This is a genomic window from Colwellia sp. SU-HH01172, assembly GCF_057553355.1.
In genome coordinates this window covers 39,930-61,105 of record NZ_BAAJMB010000005.1, presented here as the reverse complement: position 1 = coordinate 61,105, position 21,176 = coordinate 39,930, and the positions used below count along the sequence as shown (strand labels likewise).

The window sequence follows — 21,176 nt, the reverse complement described above, 5'->3', positions numbered from 1 at the left end:
TTCTATTTTTCGAATAATTATGGTATTAAAAAGCTGCAGTTGTAGAAAAAAGGAGCATACCATGGCAAAACTTCAAAAAGTGTTGGACTCTTTAACAGGACAACCTAAATCAAGTTCTAGTAATAATAAAAAAAGAAAATGGCGTGAAATTGAACAACTGAAAGAAAAATTCCAACTAGAAAAAGATCTCAAAGCATTCGATGATTCTTTAGAATATATGTTGGAAGAGTTTTAACTAGCTTAGCGCTAAGCAAAACGACTAGAAACCCGGAATTACCGGGTTTTTTATTGGAAAAAGATCATGAATGAAAAGCTAGTAGGCTTAGGCAATAAACAAGCAAGCTTATATTTTTATATTAAAAATCGACCACCTATTAATACCTATCAAAATCTATCTACGCTAAAAACACTGACATCAGGTGAGATTGCTTATATTGCTAATGAGACAGGGAACCATTGGCGAAAAATATTTAATGTTTACGCAAAACTAATGTTTGAATTACGCCCTGAGAATTTTTTGAGCTGGCAAACTTTGCGAGATGGGCAGCTGCTCCAAGCCAACCAACATTGCCTGTTATTCAGTGAGCCGGTCATAACAAGTCAAGAAAAAAATAAAATACATATCGTGCTGGGTAAAGGCTATGCACAACAACTTAACTTATTAGAACAATGTAGCTGGCTAAATAATGACTTTGCAGTGAATTTTAAAGAAAAGCTAATCATCTGTCCCTATTTTGATTATCGGCAACTATCGAATATAAAAATCACTCAGCTTGCTGCTCTTATTCTTCGTGTAAGTCACGATAGAGGGTTATCTAACGAACAGCCATCTGATGCTGACGTTGAGTGATTAAGTGCTCTGGATAAGCCCTTATCGGCTCAATTTTAGGCTTGGCAAGGTAAAATCCTTGCGCATGAACCATGCCTAGGCTTTGAAGTAATTCAAACTCCTGCTGACACTCAATGCCCTCAACCACGACCTCAGCTTCAGCTGCGGTGGCAAGGTCAAAAATGGCTTGGAGAAATTTTTGTTTAAAACAATCGCGATGGCAGTTCTCAACGAAGTAACGATCGACTTTAACAATATTCGGCAGCAATTGACTCCAAAGCTTTAAACCTGAATAACCGGCCCCTAAATCGTCAATGGCAACATTAAAGCCAAATTGGCGATACTTGGCTAAGGCATGACTTAACATTTCGTTATTGGGTAAAGGGTATTTTTCACTCAACTCAATGACAATTTGCTGACAGTTTAACCCTGCTTGCTCAACAAACTTTATCGTTTCACCTTGCGGGTGGTTTTTATTAAGCAGCACAAGCGGGCTAATATTAAGGAATAACTTCCCGGTTAACTTAAGTTCAGCAAAACGTTTTATCGCTTTATCTCGACAAAGGATTTCAAGCTCTGACAATAAATCAGCCTGTGTTGCCTGCTGAAATAATTTATCAGGAGTGTACAAAGGGCTATTTTTAGGGCCGCGGGTTAACGCCTCATAACCGGTAATACTTTGTTGTTCAATATTAAATATCGGTTGAAATACCGTATTAACCGCTTTTTCTTGAATAATTTGTTTTATATTTGCTATCACATAACTCTCCTAATTAAGAACGATTCTAGGCAAGTTTTATGACAGTTTTATGACATTAAGTGTATTTTAAAACATTAAATTCATTATAAAAAACAGAGTACTAGAGGACTAAAAGAAGCAAAGCTCGCCTTAATATGAATAACATATTAAGGCGAAAAATAACGTTAGGATTCGCTACTATCAGATTCTATAGGAGTAACATGCTCGACAACAATTCGGTCAACACGTTGCAGGCCTCTTGGTAGCTTGTTACCACGACGACCACGTTCACCACGATAATGTTCTATATCGCTAGCTTTAAGGGTTAACTTTCGCTTACCTGCATGCAGGGTAACCGCGCTATCAGGCGACAACACTTCCAGCAAGGTAACATATTCCTCTCGTGCCTTAGCCCGTGCAGACGGAATATTAATAATCTTATTACCTTTACCTTTACTCAAAATAGGTAAGTCTTTGATTGGAAATACTAACATCCGCCCTTCAGACGTCACTGAAAGCACTAACTCATTATCCAAATCGCTAATCACTTTTGGCGTCATCACTTTCGCTGCTACCGATAGGCTCAACAGCGCCTTACCATTTTTATTGCGACTGACCATATCAGCAAAACTACCAACAAAACCATAACCGGCATCACTGCTCAGTAAATATCGTTGATTGTCTTCCGCCATCAGTACTTTTTCAAAATTTTCGCCACTGGCCAAATTAAAACGTCCGGTTAACGGCTCTCCTTGGCTACGTGCTGTTGGCAAACTGTGGGCGTCAGTAGCATATGCCCTACCCGCCGAATCAATAAAGACCACAGGGCGATTACTTCGTCCTTTAGCCGCGCATAAATACTCATCGCCAGATTTATAACTTAATGCTTTCGCGTCAATATCATGTCCCTTGGCACAACGAGCCCAACCTTTTTCCGAAACCACCACAGTAACAGCTTCACTTGGCATTAAATCTTTTTCCGATAACGCCTTCGCTTCACTGCGCTCAACTAAAACTGAACGGCGCTCATCACCGTACTTTTCAGCTGCTTCGAGGATTTCTTTTTTCAATAAGGTGTTCATCCGCGCTTTAGAGCCAAGAGTTTTTTCTAAATATTCACGCTCTTTGTTTAGCTCATCTTGTTCGGCGCGAATTTTAATTTCTTCAAGCTTAGCAAGTTGGCGAAGTTTAATTTCAAGTATTGATTCCGCTTGACGCTCTGATAACTCAAAACGTGACATTAATTCCGCTTTCGGATTATCAAATGTCCTAATAATTTCAATAACTTCATCAATATTTAAATAGGCAACCAATAAGCCATCTAAAATATGTAGGCGCGCTAAAACCTTATCCAAACGATACTGTAAGCGACGGCGGACTGTTTCGCGTCGGTATTCTAACCATTCGCTTAAGATGGTTTTAATGTCTTTAACTGCTGGCTTATTGTCTAAACCAATCATGTTTAAGTTAACACGGAAGTTTTTTTCTAAGTCTGTGGTGGCAAATAAATGCTGCATCAGCTGGTCAATATCAACACGATTCGAACGCGGCACTACGACTAAACGAATAGGGTTTTCATGATCAGACTCATCGCGTAAATCGACCACCATAGGCAGCTTTTTCGCCTGCATTTGATTGGCAATTTGTTCTAGTATTTTGCCACCGGACGCTTGATGTGGTAAGGAGGTGATTACGACTTCGCCATGCAATATTTCGTAAACCGCACGCATTTTTATGCTGCCTTTACCGGTTTGATAAATTTTTTCAATATCCGCTTTTGGCGTTATAATTTCAGCGTCAGTTGGGTAATCAGGTCCCTGAACTATATCCAAAATATCAGCAAGTTCAGCTTTAGGTTGTTCAATAAGATGCACACATGCCTGAGCAACTTCACGAACATTATGTGGCGGAATATCGGTTGCCATACCTACGGCAATGCCGGTGATACCGTTAAGTAAAATATGTGGCAAACGTGCAGGTAAAGTTTTTGGCTCCTTCATGGTGCCATCAAAATTAGGCGTCCAATCTACGGTACCTTGCCCTAATTCTGCCAATAGCACTTCACTAAAGCGTGATAACCGAGCTTCGGTATAACGCATCGCCGCAAATGATTTAGGATCATCTGGTGCCCCCCAGTTACCTTGGCCATCAACCAAAGGGTAACGATAGGAAAATGGCTGTGCCATCAACACCATAGCTTCATAACAAGCAGAATCGCCATGGGGGTGGAATTTACCTAAAACATCACCAACCGTACGGGCAGACTTTTTATATTTAGCAACGGCAGATAAACCAAGCTCTGACATAGCATAAACAATTCGACGTTGCACGGGCTTTAAACCGTCACCAATATGCGGTAGCGCACGATCCATGATGACATACATAGAGTAATTTAAATAAGCTTCTTCAGTAAACTGCTTTAAAGGTCGCTGTTCAATACCGTCTAAACTAAAGTCGATTGCATCTGACATGAAGTGTTTTTCCTAAAAAGTGCGATTAACGGCTAGTTATTAATCTAATTTTTGTTGTTATGATTGCACTGCTAGCTTAGCTGATTATGGACATAGAAAAAATACTTTCACACGATTATATTTAACTAAGTGAAACTATTTATGACTCTTGCATAGAGGGGCTATAAGTACAAACACAATTGCGACCATTGCTTTTCGCTTGATACATTGCGATATCAGCAAGATGTAGTAAATGATCAAAACTTTTCGCGGCATCGGCAATATTAGCGACACCAATACTGACTGACACCGATAATTCTTTTATTCCCGGCTCCGCACTATCCTGAACTTTTTCTCGAATTCGCTCAGCAATAGCCCTCGCTTGCCCGATATTAGCATCAGGTAAAATAGCCGCAAATTCCTCACCACCAATTCGTGCAAGAATATCGCGAGCGCGCATAGTTTCACTTGCTAAATTGGCAACATGACAAATCACTTTGTCACCAATACCATGCCCTTGGTTATCATTTATCTGTTTAAAATGATCAATATCGATCATTAACACACACAGTTCACTTTGCTCTTTTAAAGCATGCTCCATATACTGGTAGCCCTTGGTAAAAAAGGCTCTGCGATTTGCTAATTTGGTTAAACTATCAGTTCGTGCAAGTATTTTTAGTGCTCGGCGAATTTTAAACTGACGTACAAGCAGAAAAATAAACAATACGCCTGCTGAGAGAATGATTGCAATATTTAAATTTTGTCTATTACGTTGCGATTCAACTCTCGCTAGCTCAAAACGTTTCAATTCACCATTTTGGCCAAGAAGCTCATTTTCTTCGTGCTTCTTTTTCATCTGATATTTTTCATTTAATCGTTTAACACGTAGTTCATTTTGTACTTTTAAATTATCTGAATTTTTTTTAATGTACTTTTTTTTACTATCAAAGGCTTTTTGATAGTTTCCTTGCTGCTGATAAACCTTGGCAAGGATTAAATAGGCATTAGCAAAGTCAGGTCTATTTAATTGCTTCTCGTTTAGATAAGGCTCCAGTTTTATCGCCTTATTTAGCCAATTAATAACTTTATGTTCTTGCCCTTTCACATTAGCAATATTCGCTCTAATAACATGTAACAAATAAAATTCCGCTTGATTAAGTGTTAAGCCTGCTTGTTGCAATTTACGTAGCTCAACTTGAGCACTGGCAGTGTCATGTTCGCTTAGCCTAGTTAACGCTCTTATTTTTTGATCAATAGGATAAATCGATGCCGGGTTTTTCGCTTGAGGTAATGAGGACGAAAACTTATCAAAAACCAATTCTTGACCGGGCACATCGTTTGCAACAGCGTTATTCGACAATAAATAAAGAAGAATCCAGCTAATAATAGATTTGCTATAAAAATGTCTCGTCATCTTAAACCACCAAATTACGACCGGTTCGTTTAGCTTGCAAAAGTTGCTCGTCGGCCGCTTTTAATAGCTCATTAAAATTATCATAATTATTTTGCTGGTATGTTGAAACACCAATACTCACCGTCAGGTGGTTTATTTCCTGCACTTGCCAGATTGCATTTTCGATGCTGTTCCTAATACGTTGTGCGACCTCAAAAGCCTCCTGGTGCTCAGTGTCAGGTAACAGTGCGATAAATTCTTCACCGCCGAAACGACCAAAAACATCACTTTCACGCATTTGTGCCTGTCCAAAAGCCGCAATTTCTTGTAAGGCACTATCGCCAACTTTATGGCCGTATTTATCATTAATTTTCTTAAAAAAATCAACATCAATCATACACACACTAAAAGTGCGTTGTTGGACTTTAGCTTCATTAAAGCCCTGTTCACCAAGCTCTAACAGCCTTCTACGATTAACAACCCCGGTTAAACTATCGATTCTTGTTGCCGTAACTAATCTTTTCTTTCCTTTTACCACACGATACAAAAACCAAGCTAAAATGAGCATAAATATTGCTAATAAAGCAGCAAGGCCTTTGCGGTTGTTTGCTTCTTGGGTTAACTTTTGCAACTGAAAGTCTTGTAGGCTTTGTTTTTGTTTCAGGATATTTTTTTGCCGCTCTGCTGCCTCACTCTCATAATGTAATCTTAACTCATCAATTTCTGATGTATTTTGTGATTCTTTATAAGCCTTTGCTTTGACAAAATATTGTTCTTGAAATCGATATGCCTGATTGTAATGCCCTAAAGCATAATGAAGTTTTGCCTTTAAATATAAAATGTTAATTTCACTAACGTCGTAAATATTCTTAGTCTTTTGCTCGAACAATTCTTGCGCCTGTTCAATATTTAGTAAAGCTTCTTGATAACGCGTCATCTTTTCCAATATATATGCTTTATCAATAAGATATTGTAATTTAACTAAATGTTGCTCAACTTCTTTAACATACTCACCAGCAAGTAAAATGTAACGATAGGCATTCTCGGTATCGGCATCTTCTTTATTAAGTAGTGCCCAAGCTAAACTGCGATAAACCCCGGCAATAAACTCGTTGCTGGTATTGGGCTGTATTTCACTTTCTAATACTCGATAAGCGGCAATAGCATCGTCATAGCGCTCTTGGTTGGAATGATTAATAGCGACATTATGCAAACTATTAAGCGCATAATTATGCTTACCGGCTTTCTTAAAGTGGTGAAAAGATTCTTGGAAAAATTGATTCGCTTGATTATCTTCTCCCAAATAGCCATATAAAATGCCAAGCTCACTGGTAATATCTCCTAGCAAAGCTTCATCTTCAATCTCATAGGCCAACTGCAATGCTTTATTGAGTGCGATTAATGATTGCTTATAGTCTTTTTGTAGATAATAAATTGCCCCGATATTAATCAAACCGCGAGCAATAAACTCCTGATTGTCCATTGAGCGCGCAATATCTAAACCATTTAAATAAAGCTGTAAAGCACTCTCAAAATCACCAAGGCTTTCAATGGCAAAGCCCTTAGTGTAGGCGAGCTCAGCAATAAAAATACTCGGGCTATTCATTTGTTTGGTAAGTTTTAAGCCAATGTCTGCTGATGCTTCACTAAGAGAATAAAGCGCTTGATCTGCATAAGCTTCAGACTGGACACGATAATAGTTAACTTGGCTAGTGAGTGGTTGTGAACTCACCTCATTTTGGTAGGCATTTAGCATCTGTAATGCCGCTTTAGGATCGCTATCAATTAACAACTCAGCTTTAGCAATAGAGCTATCAAAATCACTTTTAGCAACTGACTGCAAAGCATTTGATTTACAAGATATTAACAATAAAAAAAAGAGAGTACGGCTAAAATTTTGCAGGGTAAATTTAAAAAAAAATTTTAGCAAATCTCGCGCTCCAAAAACCTCAGCGATTTAGTACAATCTACAGTATAAAACGAATATGGATAAATATTAAACTGTTATTTTTAATGTCTTATCGACGACCTTTCAAGGTAAAAATAGGCAAGCAAAACTACTTGATATCAAACTGCCAATAACTCGCTTCAATTTTATTACCTTCGAGATCGGTAATAAAACAACCGTAATACGCCGCACCATATTCAGGCCTAGCGCCAGGCTTACCGTTACATTTTCCACCGCAAGCTAACGCCACCTGATAAAAATCATCGACTTGCTGCCGACTTAGCGCAACAAAGCCAAAATGAACACCGTTGCCACAAGTTGCAGACGCGTTGTTAAAAGGCTTTTGTAGCCAAAACTCAGGATAACCTTTGCCATATGCTATGGCACGGTCATATTCACTCACCAGCTCTATGGCTAAGGTTTTTAATACCGGAGTGTAAAAAGCTTTAGCCTGTGCTAAATCATTAGTTCCTAGTGACGCGTGACAAATACTGCGTAACTGACGATGCTCAATCATAAAGCCCCAAAAAACTGTATTAAAAAGCTATTGCGATTAACGCTATAGCTTTACTGTAAAAATTTATCTAATATCCATTTAAACAGAGAGCTAACTTCTTAGGCTAACTCGACCAAATCACCTTTCGATTGCAGCCAGTCTTTACGATCACCACTGCGTTTTTTCGATAATAACATGTCCATCAATTCCATAGTTTCACTATGCTCGTCGACCGTCAGTTGCACTAAGCGGCGGGTATTAGGATCCATAGTGGTTTCACGCAACTGTAATGGGTTCATTTCACCCAAACCTTTAAAGCGTTGAACATTGACTTTTCCGCGCTTCTTCTCGGCTTCAATACGATCTAAAATACCGTCTTTTTCACCTTCATCCAACGCATAAAAAACCTCTTTACCGACATCGATACGATATAAAGGCGGCATTGCAACATAAACATGACCGGCTTGCACTAAAGGCAAAAAGTGTTGAGTAAATAGCGCACATAACAAGGTCGCGATATGCAGCCCATCGGAGTCAGCATCCGCAAGAATACATATCTTTCCGTAACGTAATCCCGATAAATCGTCGGTATCAGGGTCAATACCTAAGGCAACAGAAATATCATGCACTTCTTGTGAAGCGAGTATTTGTCCAGACTCTACTTCCCAAGTATTTAGAATTTTACCTCGTAACGGCATAATCGCTTGAATTTCACGATCTCGTGCTTGTTTTGCACTACCACCTGCAGAATCACCCTCTACTAAAAATAATTCCGTACGGGCATTGTCTTGACTACCACAGTCGGTTAACTTGCCAGGTAATGCAGGACCTTGCGTCACTTTCTTTCGTATTATTTTCTTGCTAGCTCGTAATCTGCGTTGAGCATTTGAAATACAAAAATCAGCTAAAGCCTCGGCAATTTCCGTGTGCTCATTTAACCAAAGACTGAATGAGTCTTTAACAACGCCAGTAACAAAAGCCGCACATTGACGCGATGACAATCTTTCTTTCGTTTGCCCAGCAAACTGCGGGTCTTCCATTTTTACCGATAAGATATAAGAACATTTATCCCAAATATCATCAGGTGTTAATTTCACGCCACGTGGAATTAAATTGCGAAATTCACAAAACTCGCGCATAGACTCAAGTAAACCTTGGCGCATGCCATTAACATGAGTGCCGCCCTGAATTGTCGGGATCAAGTTTACATAACTTTCACCAACTGACTCTCCGCCTTCTGGCAACCAAGTAACAGCCCAATCGGCTGCCTCATGTTGAGACGTAAAGCTACCAACAAAGGGTTCTTCCGGTAAACTTTCTAAATCTTTTACCGACTCTTTTAAGTAATCAACTAAGCCATCTTCGTAGCACCATTGATACTTCTTATCTTCATTTTTATCATGAAACTTAATCGTCAAGCCTGGACATAATACCGCTTTAGCTTTTAATAGGTGTGCAAGGCGACGAGCAGAAAATTTTGCAGAATCAAAATAACTCGCATCTGGCCAAAACTTAACCCGAGTTCCGGTATTTCTGCGCCCTACTGTCCCGGTTTCTCTTAATTCTTCTACTTTATGACCATTCTCAAAAGCCATTTCATAGACTTTACTTTCCCGCCTGACGGCAACATCAACTCGTGTTGACAACGCGTTTACCACGGAAATGCCAACACCATGTAAACCACCAGAAAATTGATAATTTTTATTAGAAAATTTGCCGCCAGCATGCAATTTACAAAAAATTAGCTCGACACCAGAAACACCTTCTTCTGGGTGGATGTCAATTGGCATGCCTCGACCATCATCAATAACCTCTAAGGACTGATCTTTATCAAGAATAACAAGGATATTTTGCGCATGCCCTGCCAATGCCTCATCAACAGAGTTATCAATTACTTCTTGACCTAAATGATTAGGGCGGTTGGTATCGGTATACATACCCGGACGATGACGTACCGGATCAAGGCCACTGAGAACTTCAATGGAGTCTGAATTATATTGTTCGCTCATTTAACTGTTCTAATAATTATTACGCTAATTCAATTCTAAATTAAAAAATACCGCAATGTCGGGGAGCATTTTTTCATAGTTAACAAAACTATGATCGCCTTCCTCTTGCACGACCAATTGGCAATGCTGGTATTTTTCAACGGCTTGTTGGTAATCTAACACTTCATCACCAGTTTGTACCATGACCAAGTAGTTTTTTTTAGAAATATTTTCCTGATTAAGTTGTTTTAAATCGCCAATATGTTGTTCTTCAACTTGATAAACCTCTTTGGTATAAGGGTTTACTTGTTCACCAAGAAAATCAGTCATAAGCTCATAAGGCTTTACTGCTGGATTAATGAGTACTGCTGGTAATTGAAATTTTTCTGCTAAATAGTTTGAGAAATATCCCCCTAATGATGAGCCCATAAGCCGCCAAGTTGCTTTGGGTTGGCTGTTAATTATCGTTTCAAGCTGATTAATTGCGGCATTAGGAGCAGATAATAGTTGTGGACTATAGATAGTTACCTCGGGGTAATACTTAGCGAAATATGTTCTAGTCAATACCGCTTTCATCGATTGCGGCGATGAATTAAAGCCATGAATATAAAGTATATTTATCACTAGAATGAATTCCTTAAGGTCTTTTAAAGATAAAAAACATCAGTCATAATTTGTTTGTTTTCATCTAAAGTAAACTGACGAAAGCCCGGCCCTTGACCACTATTACCGACAGTTGCGCAGCTAACATCAAATTGAATAGAAGTCGCAGGACAGCTAAACAAAGAAATATCCCCTCGCTTTAGTGGAATAGGTAAGGTTAATGCTTGGTGCACATGGCCACAACCAATTGCAACAATTGACGAGCAATCATCAATAAATTGCTGAAATTGCTTTTTATTCTCTAAGCCATGTCTGTCAATAAAAAATCCAACATCAACTGGGTGATGATGCATCAATAATAACTGTGATTTTTTCGTATCAATGGCATTTGTTACGCGATGAAATTCTTGCTGGCTAACCCTTCCTGCAGGCGTCTCACTTTTACTTGCTACTAAAACTATTTGCCAGTGCGGGGTTTCGATCACCTTAGTACGACAAAAAGGTGGCGCGACTAAGTAGCGATCTAATAACTCCGGTTCATCATGGTTGCCAGCAAGATAATAAACAGGAGTCGTTATTTCAGCACGACGAAAAGCTTGGGCAAAAAGTTGATATGAAGCATCACTATGATCTTGGGTTAAATCGCCGGTAAAGACAATAGCGTCAACGTGCGGCAATTGCTTTATTCGCGTTAAGACTTGACTTAAATTTTGATAAACATTGCTATTGTGGTGTAAGCCCGAGCTTTCAGCAAAGAGATGGCTATCACTGATTTGTATTAAGATAAACTTTTCTGACATCGGCTCTAATTTAAAGTTTTATTTAGCTGCACTTGACCAAGTTGCAAGCATAACTGCAACCATTCTTTTAAAAAGAAATTAATTTGTTGTTTTTCATCTGGCAAATACATTTTTTCATTTGGATAGTCGTAACGGGGTTTAATTTGCCTGACATCTTGATTACTAACAACTTCTGCCATGCGCGCGTCGTGGTATAGTCGAACCACCATTTTAGGCTGAAATAGTGTCGTTAAATTATAGCCGCGAATATTAGCTTCTTGGCAAATGGTTAATAATGTCGTGTAGCGAGTCACTTCATTAACCACCACACGGTAATTTAAAAAGTCAGAAATAAAAAAACAACGTTGCTCCCCCACTTGCTCTTTATCAGCAAGAATACGTAATAACAACATATAATTAATATCACAAAGTGACATCAATGTTGGTAAATGTGGGCGATATTTTTTTACAACAACTGACATTATTTTCTAGTTATCCCGAAATTTATCTAAGTTTAATTGTAGCCATTGTAGCGCAATTATGGTGGCGGCATTGGGAATTTTTCCACTCGCCAATAACGTTAATGCATCTTGGCGGGACATAACATGTACCAAGATGTCTTCACCTTCACTTGCTAGTCCATAAACACCAGAAAGGTTATGACTATCAACACTCGCACAATAAAGGTGAATGCATTCACTCATGCCACCTGAGCTAGACAAATAGTTCATCACTTTCACTACGTTGTTGGCCGCTATGGTTAAATTTGCCTCTTCTTTTGCTTCACGTATTGCCACTGCAATGGGTTGTTCATCAACGTCAAACATGCCAGCTATTAACTCCAATTGCCACGGGCCCGTTTCGCTTCTTAATGCACCTGGTCGAAACTGCTCAATCAATACAATAGAATCGGTAACGGGATCATAGGGTAATAGTGCAACCGCATCGCCGCGTTCAAAGACTTCTCTTGTTAAAATTTCGCTGTAACCACCGCCATAAAGCTTATGGCGGAATTGATATTCATCAAGGGCAAAAAAACCTTGATACTTTCTTTTTTTATCAACAACTTCAACATCGTCAGAGTTAAAACGTAACAATGTCTCCTTTGCTTGTTCCATAGCTTAGTCCTTAGTGTTATTTCAAAAAATTAGCGATGATTTTCCTAGCACACTAGCACTTAACATTTTGTTACACTAGAATACTTCGGTAAACACTTATTTTATTTAGCTAATTCCTTATTCACGATAAGATGGTTACAATTAGAAAAATAATACCAAGTTCAATATTAAAGGGATCGCTCTGACATGAGAAAAACAATAACCGCATTATTTATTGGCCTTGCCTGTGCTGCAAGTAGCTCTTTAGCTAATGCCGAAGATTTATTATCAGTATACCAACAAGCACAAGCAAATGATCCAGTTGTTCTAGGAGCCCATGCTCAATATTTAGCAACAAAAGAAGGCATTGACCAAGCTCGCGCTACTTTATTACCACAACTTAGTGGTTCAGCTTCGTATTCTGATGGAGAAAGTGAAGGTTTTAACGACTTTGGGCAAGTTGTTACCACTGAAACTGAAAACTTTACTTACGGTGCATCACTTAGCATGGAGCTTTATCGCCATTCTACGTGGCTCCGCCTTGATAATGCAAAAAAGTTAGCTCATCAAAGTGATATTTCATACCAAGTGGCTAAGCAAGACTTAATAGTTCGAGTAACGGAAGCCTACTTTAATGTATTAAGTGCAAAAGACGACTTAGAATTCTCAATCGCTGAAAAAGCCGCTATTGAACGTCAATTAGAGCAAACAAAGCAGCGATTTTCCGTTGGTTTAACGGCGATTACCGATGTTCATGAAGCACAAGCGCAATATGATAACGCGGTAACGGATGAAATTAGAGCTGAAAACAATGTCTTTAACGCAGAAGAAGCCTTACGTGTTATCACCAATATATACCCTCGTGATTTAAATATTTTAAACACCGAGCGCTTTGGCACTTCACGCCCTTCTCCTGACAGTGCTAATGAATGGCAACAAACGGCAGAAGCGAAAAATCTTGATTTAATCGCCCAAAAAATCAATGTCGATATCGCCAAAGAAAACATTAATATTGCTAAGTCAGGTCACTACCCGTCGCTTGATTTAAGTGGTAGCTATAGCTCTTCTGATAGTGATGTTAATGGCGCAAACTTGCCAACATTTGACAGCCATTCAATCGGTGTCACGTTAACCGTACCAATTTATTCTGGCGGCAGTATTTCAAGTAGCGTTCGCCAAGCACAGAGTAATTATGTCGTTGCTAGTCAAGATTTGGAGCAATCTCATCGTAATGTTGTGCGTAATACCCGTAACGCTTACAACACAGTTATTGCTGCGGTTTCTGCCATTAAGTCATTAGAACAAGCGGTAGTCAGTGCGGAAAGTGCATTAAAAGCAACTGAAGCCGGCTTTGAAGTTGGTACACGTACTATTGTTGACGTGTTAAACAGTACCCGTAACCTTTATAACGCGAAAAGAAACTTATCATCGACACGTTATACCTATATTCAAAATGTTTTAGCGCTCAAGCGTGCCGGTGGTACCATTACCGAGCAAGATCTAAAAGACATTAATCAAGGTCTAATGGCCGCAAAATAAAGTTAATGAAATTTATGTTTAGATAATAAAAAAGCAGCTTTTTAGCTGCTTTTTTTCATTTAATAATTAATAATTTTAGCAACTAATCATCGTGCTTAATTGCATTGATAATTTTTGTTGTTGAAATGCCGTCTTCAAAATTAAGTACTTGCACATCACCACCTGCGGCGATAACTTCTTGCCCGCCAGCAATTTCTTCAACTTTATAATCGCCCCCTTTAACTAAGGTATTAGGTAAAATATTGGCAATTAAACGTTGTGGTGTATCTTCGCTAAATGGCACCACCCAATCTACAGCGCCTAAACCGGCAAGTACCGCCATTCTTCGATCAACCGGATTAACCGGACGACCAGGGCCTTTCAACCGAGTCACCGATGCATCATCATTGACGGCAACAATTAATCGACTACCAAGGGCTTGTGCGGTATTTAAATAAGACACATGACCAGCATGCAAAATATCAAAACACCCGTTAGTCATAACAATACTTTCACCACGTGCCTGTGCCAATTCAACGGCAATTTTCAACTGCTCTTCTGATAAAACACCAAAGCCACTTTCTTGACCAGAAGATAACTCAGCACTTAATTCGGCTTCGCTTACCGTTGACGTTCCTAGTTTTCCAACCACAATACCGGCAGCAATATTTGCTAAAGCACTCGCTTGAGCAAAACCGGCTTTTGCCGCAATTGCCAAGGCAAGGGTCGCAATTACCGTATCTCCAGCACCAGTGACATCGTAAACCTCGCGCGCTTGCGTCGGTAAATGGAACTCTTCATGATCATGGCGCAGCAAGGTCATGCCCTGTTCACTGCGGGTGACAAGCATGGCGGTCAAGTCTAATTCTTTTAATAGCGCTTGGCCCTTACTAACAATTTCAGCTTCGCTTTTGCATGGCCCAACCACAGCCTCAAACTCAGAGAGGTTAGGCGTGATTAACGTCGCACCGCGATAACGTGCAAAGTCGGTGCCTTTAGGGTCAACTAATACCGGAATACCTTGCTCATTAGCGGCCTTTATTAAGGCTTGTACATCCGAAAGCGTACCTTTGTCATAATCGGATAACAACAAAAGGTCATGCTCTGCCACTAAAGCTTTAGTCTGCTCAACTAATGGCTGTTTGTTAACATCCTCAAATGATTCTTCGAAGTCCAAACGCAACAATTGTTGATTACGGCTCAACACTCTTAATTTTGTAATGGTCGGGTGAGTTTTAGATTTTAAGAACTGACAATCAATATTCATCGCAGACAAATGCGTTTTCAAGGTACTTGATGCTTCATCTTCACCGGTAATGCCCGCCAAAGTGACTTGACCATTTAGTGATGCGATATTTAATGCCACGTTCGCCGCGCCGCCAGGGCGATCTTCATCTTGCTGAATTTTAACTACAGGCACAGGTGCCTCAGGTGAAATGCGCTGTGTAGGCCCATACCAATAGCGATCTAACATGATATCGCCAACAACTAAAACTCGCGCTTTTTCAAAAGCGGGAATATCTACTTTCATCCTGTGCCCTATAACAGATATAATAAGTAATATTGTATCACAAGCAATTCAATGAGTTGAAATCATCCCGTGAGTAAAAACAAAGTTTTACAACCAAATTTTAAAATATCGTTCCTATTACCTAAGTATTGGCTCACTTGGCTCGGGGTATTTGTTCTCTACACCATTTCTTGGCTACCTTATCGATTGCAACTTTTTTTCGGCAAAATGATCGGACGTTTATTATATAAACTCGGTTCTAGCCGTAAAAAAGTTGCCTTAAGAAACTTAGAACTTTGTTTCCCTGAAATGACTGACGCAGAGCGTCAAGTTATGTTAAAGCGTAATTTTGAAAATACTGGCATTGCTTTATTAGAAACCGGCATGGGTTGGTGGTGGCCAAACTGGCGGGTAAAGCGTAAAACAAAAGTTATCGGCTTAGAGCACATCGAAAAAGCCCAGCAAGAAGGTAAAGGTATTTTACTGCTTGCCATGCATTACCTAAGTGTTGAAATTAACTGTCGCGGTATCGGTTATGGCCACCCTATGGTGGTTTTCTACCGACCACATAATAACCAGTTAATGGAATATTTTCAGTTTCGAGGGCGTGGGCGTTCAAATAAATATATGCTTGGCAAGCGCGATGTTAAAGGCCTTATTCGTGCACTACACGATGGTGAAGCCTGTGTTTACTTACCTGATCAAGATTATGGTCGCAATCGAAGTGTCTTTGTACCATTTTTCGCTGTCCCCGAAGCGGCCTCAACAACGGGCACGCTAATATTCGCACGGCAAAAAAACACTCAAACACATATGTTAATACCTACCCGTAATGATGATGGTAGTGGTTACACCTTGGAAATCAAACCTATGTTAGAAAACTTCCCAACCGGTGACGATACTGCTGATGTATTGAGAGTTAACCAAGAATTAGAAAAAGCCATTCTAGTGAAACCTGAGCAATATATGTGGTTGCATCGTCGTTTTAAAACTAGGCCCAATGAAGACGACCCATCATTGTATAAATAAGCATTGTTGGTTAAGGTGTCTATTAAGATGTAATATAAATATGAATTACTTATGAATTTTTGGCTACGAAATATTATCTTAGGGGCGATTCTAATTGCCCTAGCAACCGCACTTTTGCTTAATCAAGATCTATTATTTTCAATCAGTCAGGAAGCGGCTGATGATATTTCTGGGTCTAATGAGCAGGTAACAGAGTCCGCCGCTAATATTGCCGAAGTAAAAAAACAAACGGTTGTTAGGCCCACTAAAAGCAAAAATGCCGCCGCTGAAGGACTTTCCCGATTTTATGCAAATTTACACGGCGATGACGAAAAAGGTCCAAAAATAAGAAATAATATTGTTTACCTACCAGAGCCTAAAGGTGATCTTGAGAAAATATTAGAAGCTCGTCGCCTTATTACTCGGCCTTTGCGAAAAAATTGGACAGGCCGAACAGATACTCACCCGTTTCGTTTAGGTGAAACTTTATTCCAAAAATTGTCAGAGTATTCCCAGGAGAATAATTTAGAAGTGATTTGGTGGCTTAACAGAGACTTTCTTGTTAAAGATGCGTTTCGTATTAATAAAGGCATATTGACCACCGCCTACCAAGTGGGTAAAGCCGTTGAAGGCCATTTTGAAAATGGCCTAAGTATTTATTTTTGCTACCAACAACGGGCAATAGTCTTAATTGAGTATCCTATTCCTTACCTAGCAAATGAATGTATGTTACTGCCTAGAACAGCCAGATAACATCTGCAAAGCCGGCTATTATTGCAGTAATTTTTCAATAATAGGCAAAACGCCTTGGTATTCATTTTCAAAGCACGTGGTTATGATCATTTGCTCTTTGTTTTGCAAAGTAGCATGGTGGCCAAAATCACGTAATTTACAATAATTTACTTCCAAGTATTGACGCTCTTGTTCATTAAGCACGGCAATATCAGCTAATTGCCTCAGCAAGCTAATATTATCTGAATAGTCAGCTAATTGCGGGTGCTGGCAACTAAACGCCAACACTAAATATTGCACTAAAAACTCAATATCAACTAAACCGCCTCGCCCTTGTTTAATATCAACCAGCAAGCTTGATGACTTGTCCAAATGTTTGCGCATTTTATCACGCATTTTCAAGACATCTTCAAGTAAAATGGTTCTATCTCGCGGCGTTGACAGTACTTGTCGTTTTACCGCATTAAATTGCTGAATTAAGCCATTGCTGCCAAAGATAACGCGCGCACGAACCAATGCTTGATGCTCCCATGTCCAAGCATCTTGAACTTGATAATGGGCAAAAGTATCAATATGTACCATAAGCAATCCCGCATTACCTGATGGTCGTAAACGCATATCTAATTCGTACAAAATACCGTTTGCCATACGAGTGTTAAATAAATGCATCATTCGTTGCGCTAACTTAAGATAAAATTGTCCGGCAGAAATTTGCTTTTCACCTGAGGTCAGCTCGGTCAAATCGGCATCATGAACAAAGACTAAATCTAAGTCTGAGCTGTAGCCTAACTCAAAACCACCTAACTTTCCGTAGCCAATAATAGCAAAACCTTTATCGTCTGAACTCATTTTGCTTAAGGGTACACCAAAGCGTTGGCTGAGTTGCTGCCAAGCCAAGTTGGCGACTTCTTCTACTGTTGCTTCAGCTAAGGCGGTTAAATGCGCGCTAACTTGAGTTATTGGCAAAATGCCAGAAATATCAGCAGCGGCAATACGTAGTTGCTTTATTTGTTTAAATTGACGCAAAGTAAGCATTTGCGCTTCTTGATCTTCTTCCGGCACTCGCAGCATAATTTCACGAAGTTCAGCAACATAAGAGTTTAATTCTGGAGCTTGGTGAAAGAGCTTAGGGTCAATAAGTTCATCCAATAATATTGGATATTTTGCAATATGTTCAGCCACCCAACTACTGTTGTGGCACAAATGAATTAAATGCTTTAATGCACCTTCATTTTCAAACAATAATTCTAAATATGCGGTACGAGTAGCCACTGTTGTTAATACCGTTAGCACTCGCGATAACGTTTGCTCAGTCAGTTTTAAATTAGCAATATGCCAAAGTAAACTAGGGATTAACTTATCAAGTACTTGCCTTCCCCTATTGCCCATGCTGCGTTTGCTCATTTCATGGCGAAAATCTTTTAGTGTTTGCCATAAATTTTCGCTATGCCAACACGGTTCTTGTTCTTGCTGAACATGTAATTGCGGTGATTGCGCAATCCAAGTAATTGACTCGTCATCACTCCATTGACTATCCCACAAGGTCGACCAATATTGATCAACCGCTTGGCGGTTCGGGCTTTCTTCACCAATGAGCTCACCAAACTGATGATGAACTCCCTGCATATGAACAATAAGTTGTTCAAGAAAACTCGACCAATCAGTGCAGCTTTCATCGGCGAGAATGGTCACTAAGCGTTGCTGATCTAACTCGGTATCGGGCAGTGTTTGCGTTTGTTGATCATTAAGTGCTTGAATAATATTTTCAACTCGTCGCAAAAATCGATAACTATTGGTTAGGACTTGCGCACTTTGCGGATTAACCTCACCATGCTTGACCAGTAACGGCAGCACCGTTAATAAATTACGATGCTGTAATTCTACCACGCGACCACCACGGATCATTTGAAAAACTTGCACAATAAACTCAACTTCACGAATGCCACCAGCGCCCAATTTTATATTATTGTTAAGCTGTTTACGTCTAACTTCTTGGGCAATCATTGCTTTCATGCGTCGCAAACTATCAATGACACTAAAGTCAATATATCGACGATAAACAAAAGGCCTAAGCATTTGCGTTAGTTGACCGTGATATTGCCCTTGTCCAATTAAGCGCGCTTTTAACATCGCGTAGCGTTCCCAGTCACGCCCTTGGTCTTGGTAATAACTTTCCATGGCGTTAAACGACAACACTAACGGACCACTTTCGCCAAAAGGTCGTAAACGCATGTCCACCCGATAGACAAAGCCATCGGCGGTTTTTTGGTGTAAGGCAGCAATCAGCTTTTGTCCTAAGCGCGTAAAAAAAGTTTGATTGTCTATACTGCGTCTTACACCTTGAGTTTCTCCTGATTCCGGATAAACAAAAATCAGATCGATATCAGATGAAAAATTTAATTCTTCGCCACCAAGTTTTCCCATGCCATAAACTAAAAGGTTTTGCTCTTCACCGGCACTGTTAACCGGCATGCCCCACTTCTCAACACAAAATCGCATTAACCATTGATTAGCGGCAATAATTAAATTATCGGCTAACAAAGATAGTCTTTTTAGGGATTCATCTAAACTAATGTTAAGTAAAAAATCGCCAACAGCAATATTGACCATTTGCAGCAAACGAAATAAGCGTAAGCTTTTATGTAGTTGCTCTTCAGTTGCACATTCGTCTAACGCTTCTACTAACATGTCGTGATAATTAGGCGTTTCTATCGAGAGTAACTGTTCACTATTAAACAGCTCAACAACTAACTCTGGCGCTTGTAACGCACTACGAAGAATAAAATCACTTAAGCCGAGTGCTTTTTTAAACAGCAGCAGCCGCTCATTTTCTAAACACACAGCTATGGTCGGATATTGCTGATTGAACTGCTGCCAACTTTTTTCTTGTTGGCGCTCAATCAATGGATGAATTGGAGACGAATAAGAATTTGACACCTTGCCCTCGATATAAGCTAGTATTGCTAAATAGCGCCATAAAACCGCGACTAAAGCAGAAAAAATAATGCTGAAAAAATTAATTTCACTGATATGCCTAAAACAATAGACATAATATGTCATAAGTGATATTAATAAATGATAACCATAGCATTTTTGAGGACACTATGGCAGAAATGCAGCCACTAAAATCAATACTCTTGTTGCTTCTTTTTTTACTCTCCGCCTGTGGAGACCCTGTTAAAGAGCAAATTACTCAACAAATACCGATTACTGAACAACGTATTGAGTTACTTGCTCAAGCGTTGAACGATGGCCAAGTACGTAATGCGAATTTGATCGGCCAATATGCACAAAGGTTAATTGCTGATAAGCCAAGCTATAAACCATTAATAGATGAGTTCGTTAAAGATGCCGGCACTCAAGGACCAATGTATCTTGCCTTAGTTGATCGCCTTAATACCGTAAAAAACCAACCACAAATGTTTGATAGCTCTCAAGCGATTTATGATGAACTATTAAACCTATATCAAGCCGCAGATCCTGTTTTATACTCTGACGCATTAAGTGACCCACTTAATGTCTTAGCCGATATGTCTGAAGGGACATTGCCACGTGTTAACTCACTGTCAAAAGCACAAAGCCTTGCGGCTAATAAAGCACAAGACTTTGGTACTGGCGAGCAACTTATTGGCAACCCCGCCTACGGTAGTTGGACTACTGGCTCTAACGGCATGTCATTCTGGGCATGGTACGGAATGTATTCAATGATGGGTGATTTATTTGGCTCCCGCCGCACCTATTATAATGACTGGGGACGGAGTCGAAATTATAGCTATTACAATGATTATGGTCGTAAGCGCTATAGCTCACCTAGTCAGCTTCGAAAGCAAACCGACATCGATAACCGCACCAGAAAATCATTTCAAAGTCGCGGACAAAAGTACACTAGTGCCTATGGAAAAAACAGAACTGGCGCTTCAAGTATTTCCAGCCAAAGTAAAAGTGCGCAAACCAGTGCCAATCGCTTTGCCAGCAAATCAACGAATAAAAGTGCTTATGCTAAATCGAGTAAAAGCGCAAAAAACGCCAGCTTTAGAAATAGCAAAAGTACAACATCACGTAGCTTTAGACGTGGAAAGTAGGGAC

General features: G+C 39.6%; 18 protein-coding genes. 6 read left to right on the top strand and 12 right to left on the bottom strand.

Annotated elements, in window-relative coordinates; translation table 11 throughout:
• Positions 1 to 61 precede the first annotated feature (61 nt).
• Entirely contained in the window at positions 62 to 235 is a 174-nt protein-coding gene (locus AC27JP_RS13870) for a DUF3545 family protein (protein WP_487116080.1), read from the top strand.
• Positions 236 to 301: 66 nt separating this feature from the next.
• Positions 302 to 850, top strand: coding sequence for a DUF6942 family protein (locus AC27JP_RS13865; protein WP_487116078.1), 549 nt, complete (start codon positions 302 to 304; stop codon positions 848 to 850).
• On the opposite strand, the gene AC27JP_RS13860 is transcribed toward AC27JP_RS13865, so the two are convergent.
• The 10 genes from AC27JP_RS13860 to AC27JP_RS13815 form a co-directional block, all read right to left on the bottom strand.
• Entirely contained in the window at positions 816 to 1,589 is a 774-nt protein-coding gene (locus tag AC27JP_RS13860) for an EAL domain-containing protein (protein WP_487116076.1), read from the bottom strand. The two genes, AC27JP_RS13865 and AC27JP_RS13860, sit on opposite strands and share 35 nt — an antisense overlap.
• A 164-nt stretch (positions 1,590 to 1,753) precedes the next feature.
• Positions 1,754 to 4,039 (bottom strand): DNA topoisomerase IV subunit A, encoded by a 2,286-nt coding sequence (gene parC / locus AC27JP_RS13855; RefSeq protein WP_487116074.1) that lies wholly within the window; start codon positions 4,037 to 4,039, stop codon positions 1,754 to 1,756.
• Positions 4,040 to 4,178: 139 nt separating this feature from the next.
• Complete coding sequence (locus AC27JP_RS13850) at positions 4,179 to 5,432, bottom strand: GGDEF domain-containing protein (protein WP_487116072.1); 1,254 nt, start codon at positions 5,430 to 5,432, stop codon at positions 4,179 to 4,181.
• A 1-nt stretch (position 5,433) separates the two neighbouring features.
• A complete protein-coding gene (locus AC27JP_RS13845) occupies positions 5,434 to 7,341 on the bottom strand; it encodes a diguanylate cyclase (protein ID WP_487116070.1) in 1,908 nt (635 codons plus the stop codon).
• Positions 7,342 to 7,468: 127 nt separating this feature from the next.
• Positions 7,469 to 7,876, bottom strand: a complete 408-nt coding sequence (locus tag AC27JP_RS13840; protein WP_487116068.1) for a VOC family protein — start codon at positions 7,874 to 7,876, stop codon at positions 7,469 to 7,471.
• Between the two features lie 98 nt (positions 7,877 to 7,974).
• Complete coding sequence (gene parE, locus AC27JP_RS13835) at positions 7,975 to 9,864, bottom strand: DNA topoisomerase IV subunit B (RefSeq protein ID WP_487116066.1); 1,890 nt, start codon at positions 9,862 to 9,864, stop codon at positions 7,975 to 7,977.
• 24 nt (positions 9,865 to 9,888) lie between these two features.
• The gene (locus AC27JP_RS13830) at positions 9,889 to 10,467 is read right to left on the bottom strand and encodes a YqiA/YcfP family alpha/beta fold hydrolase (protein WP_487116064.1); all 579 of its coding nucleotides are present in this window, start codon (positions 10,465 to 10,467) and stop codon (positions 9,889 to 9,891) included.
• Between the two features lie 23 nt (positions 10,468 to 10,490).
• Positions 10,491 to 11,246 carry a metallophosphoesterase gene (locus AC27JP_RS13825; protein ID WP_487116062.1) on the bottom strand — a complete coding sequence of 252 codons (756 nt, stop codon included), beginning with the start codon at positions 11,244 to 11,246 and terminating at the stop codon, positions 10,491 to 10,493.
• 5 nt (positions 11,247 to 11,251) lie between these two features.
• The gene (locus tag AC27JP_RS13820; protein WP_487116060.1) at positions 11,252 to 11,707 is read right to left on the bottom strand and encodes a DUF1249 domain-containing protein; all 456 of its coding nucleotides are present in this window, start codon (positions 11,705 to 11,707) and stop codon (positions 11,252 to 11,254) included.
• A gap of 6 nt (positions 11,708 to 11,713) precedes the next feature.
• The gene (locus AC27JP_RS13815; protein WP_487116058.1) at positions 11,714 to 12,343 is read right to left on the bottom strand and encodes an NUDIX domain-containing protein; all 630 of its coding nucleotides are present in this window, start codon (positions 12,341 to 12,343) and stop codon (positions 11,714 to 11,716) included.
• A 186-nt stretch (positions 12,344 to 12,529) separates the two neighbouring features.
• Between AC27JP_RS13815 and tolC the strand changes: the two genes are divergently transcribed.
• A complete protein-coding gene (tolC, locus tag AC27JP_RS13810; protein WP_487116056.1) occupies positions 12,530 to 13,861 on the top strand; it encodes an outer membrane channel protein TolC in 1,332 nt (443 codons plus the stop codon).
• Between the two features lie 82 nt (positions 13,862 to 13,943).
• Here the strand turns inward: tolC and hldE are convergent, their stop codons facing one another.
• A complete protein-coding gene (hldE, locus tag AC27JP_RS13805) occupies positions 13,944 to 15,371 on the bottom strand; it encodes a bifunctional D-glycero-beta-D-manno-heptose-7-phosphate kinase/D-glycero-beta-D-manno-heptose 1-phosphate adenylyltransferase HldE (protein ID WP_487116054.1) in 1,428 nt (475 codons plus the stop codon).
• Between the two features lie 69 nt (positions 15,372 to 15,440).
• Between hldE and lpxL the strand changes: the two genes are divergently transcribed.
• Together lpxL and AC27JP_RS13795 are read left to right on the top strand one after the other, a co-directional pair.
• Positions 15,441 to 16,379, top strand: coding sequence for an LpxL/LpxP family Kdo(2)-lipid IV(A) lauroyl/palmitoleoyl acyltransferase (gene lpxL / locus AC27JP_RS13800; protein ID WP_487116052.1), 939 nt, complete (start codon positions 15,441 to 15,443; stop codon positions 16,377 to 16,379).
• Between the two features lie 51 nt (positions 16,380 to 16,430).
• Positions 16,431 to 17,111: a TcpQ domain-containing protein gene (locus AC27JP_RS13795; protein WP_487116050.1), complete on the top strand. Its 681-nt coding sequence runs from the start codon at positions 16,431 to 16,433 to the stop codon at positions 17,109 to 17,111.
• Positions 17,112 to 17,129: 18 nt separating this feature from the next.
• On the opposite strand, the gene glnE is transcribed toward AC27JP_RS13795, so the two are convergent.
• Positions 17,130 to 20,027 carry a bifunctional [glutamate--ammonia ligase]-adenylyl-L-tyrosine phosphorylase/[glutamate--ammonia-ligase] adenylyltransferase gene (gene glnE, locus AC27JP_RS13790; RefSeq protein WP_487116048.1) on the bottom strand — a complete coding sequence of 966 codons (2,898 nt, stop codon included), beginning with the start codon at positions 20,025 to 20,027 and terminating at the stop codon, positions 17,130 to 17,132.
• 167 nt (positions 20,028 to 20,194) lie between these two features.
• Here glnE and AC27JP_RS13785 point away from each other — a divergent pair, with 167 nt between their 5' ends.
• Positions 20,195 to 21,172 carry a hypothetical protein gene (locus tag AC27JP_RS13785; RefSeq protein ID WP_487116046.1) on the top strand — a complete coding sequence of 326 codons (978 nt, stop codon included), beginning with the start codon at positions 20,195 to 20,197 and terminating at the stop codon, positions 21,170 to 21,172.
• Positions 21,173 to 21,176: the final 4 nt, after the last annotated feature.

Bases quoted from the DNA above. Each gene is read 5' to 3' on its own strand.
- AC27JP_RS13840 (WP_487116068.1), bottom strand. From the start codon at position 7,876: ATGATTGAGCATCGTCAGTTACGCAGTATTTGTCACGCGTCACTAGGA.
- AC27JP_RS13820 (WP_487116060.1), bottom strand. From the start codon at position 11,707: ATGTCAGTTGTTGTAAAAAAATATCGCCCACATTTACCAACATTGATG.
- AC27JP_RS13850 (WP_487116072.1), bottom strand. From the start codon at position 5,432: ATGACGAGACATTTTTATAGCAAATCTATTATTAGCTGGATTCTTCTT.
- AC27JP_RS13815 (WP_487116058.1), bottom strand. From the start codon at position 12,343: ATGGAACAAGCAAAGGAGACATTGTTACGTTTTAACTCTGACGATGTT.
- parC (WP_487116074.1), bottom strand. From the start codon at position 4,039: ATGTCAGATGCAATCGACTTTAGTTTAGACGGTATTGAACAGCGACCT.
- hldE (WP_487116054.1), bottom strand. From the start codon at position 15,371: ATGAAAGTAGATATTCCCGCTTTTGAAAAAGCGCGAGTTTTAGTTGTT.
- AC27JP_RS13825 (WP_487116062.1), bottom strand. From the start codon at position 11,246: ATGTCAGAAAAGTTTATCTTAATACAAATCAGTGATAGCCATCTCTTT.
- AC27JP_RS13795 (WP_487116050.1), top strand. From the start codon at position 16,431: ATGAATTTTTGGCTACGAAATATTATCTTAGGGGCGATTCTAATTGCC.
- parE (WP_487116066.1), bottom strand. From the start codon at position 9,864: ATGAGCGAACAATATAATTCAGACTCCATTGAAGTTCTCAGTGGCCTT.
- tolC (WP_487116056.1), top strand. From the start codon at position 12,530: ATGAGAAAAACAATAACCGCATTATTTATTGGCCTTGCCTGTGCTGCA.
- AC27JP_RS13865 (WP_487116078.1), top strand. From the start codon at position 302: ATGAATGAAAAGCTAGTAGGCTTAGGCAATAAACAAGCAAGCTTATAT.
- AC27JP_RS13870 (WP_487116080.1), top strand. From the start codon at position 62: ATGGCAAAACTTCAAAAAGTGTTGGACTCTTTAACAGGACAACCTAAA.
- AC27JP_RS13785 (WP_487116046.1), top strand. From the start codon at position 20,195: ATGGCAGAAATGCAGCCACTAAAATCAATACTCTTGTTGCTTCTTTTT.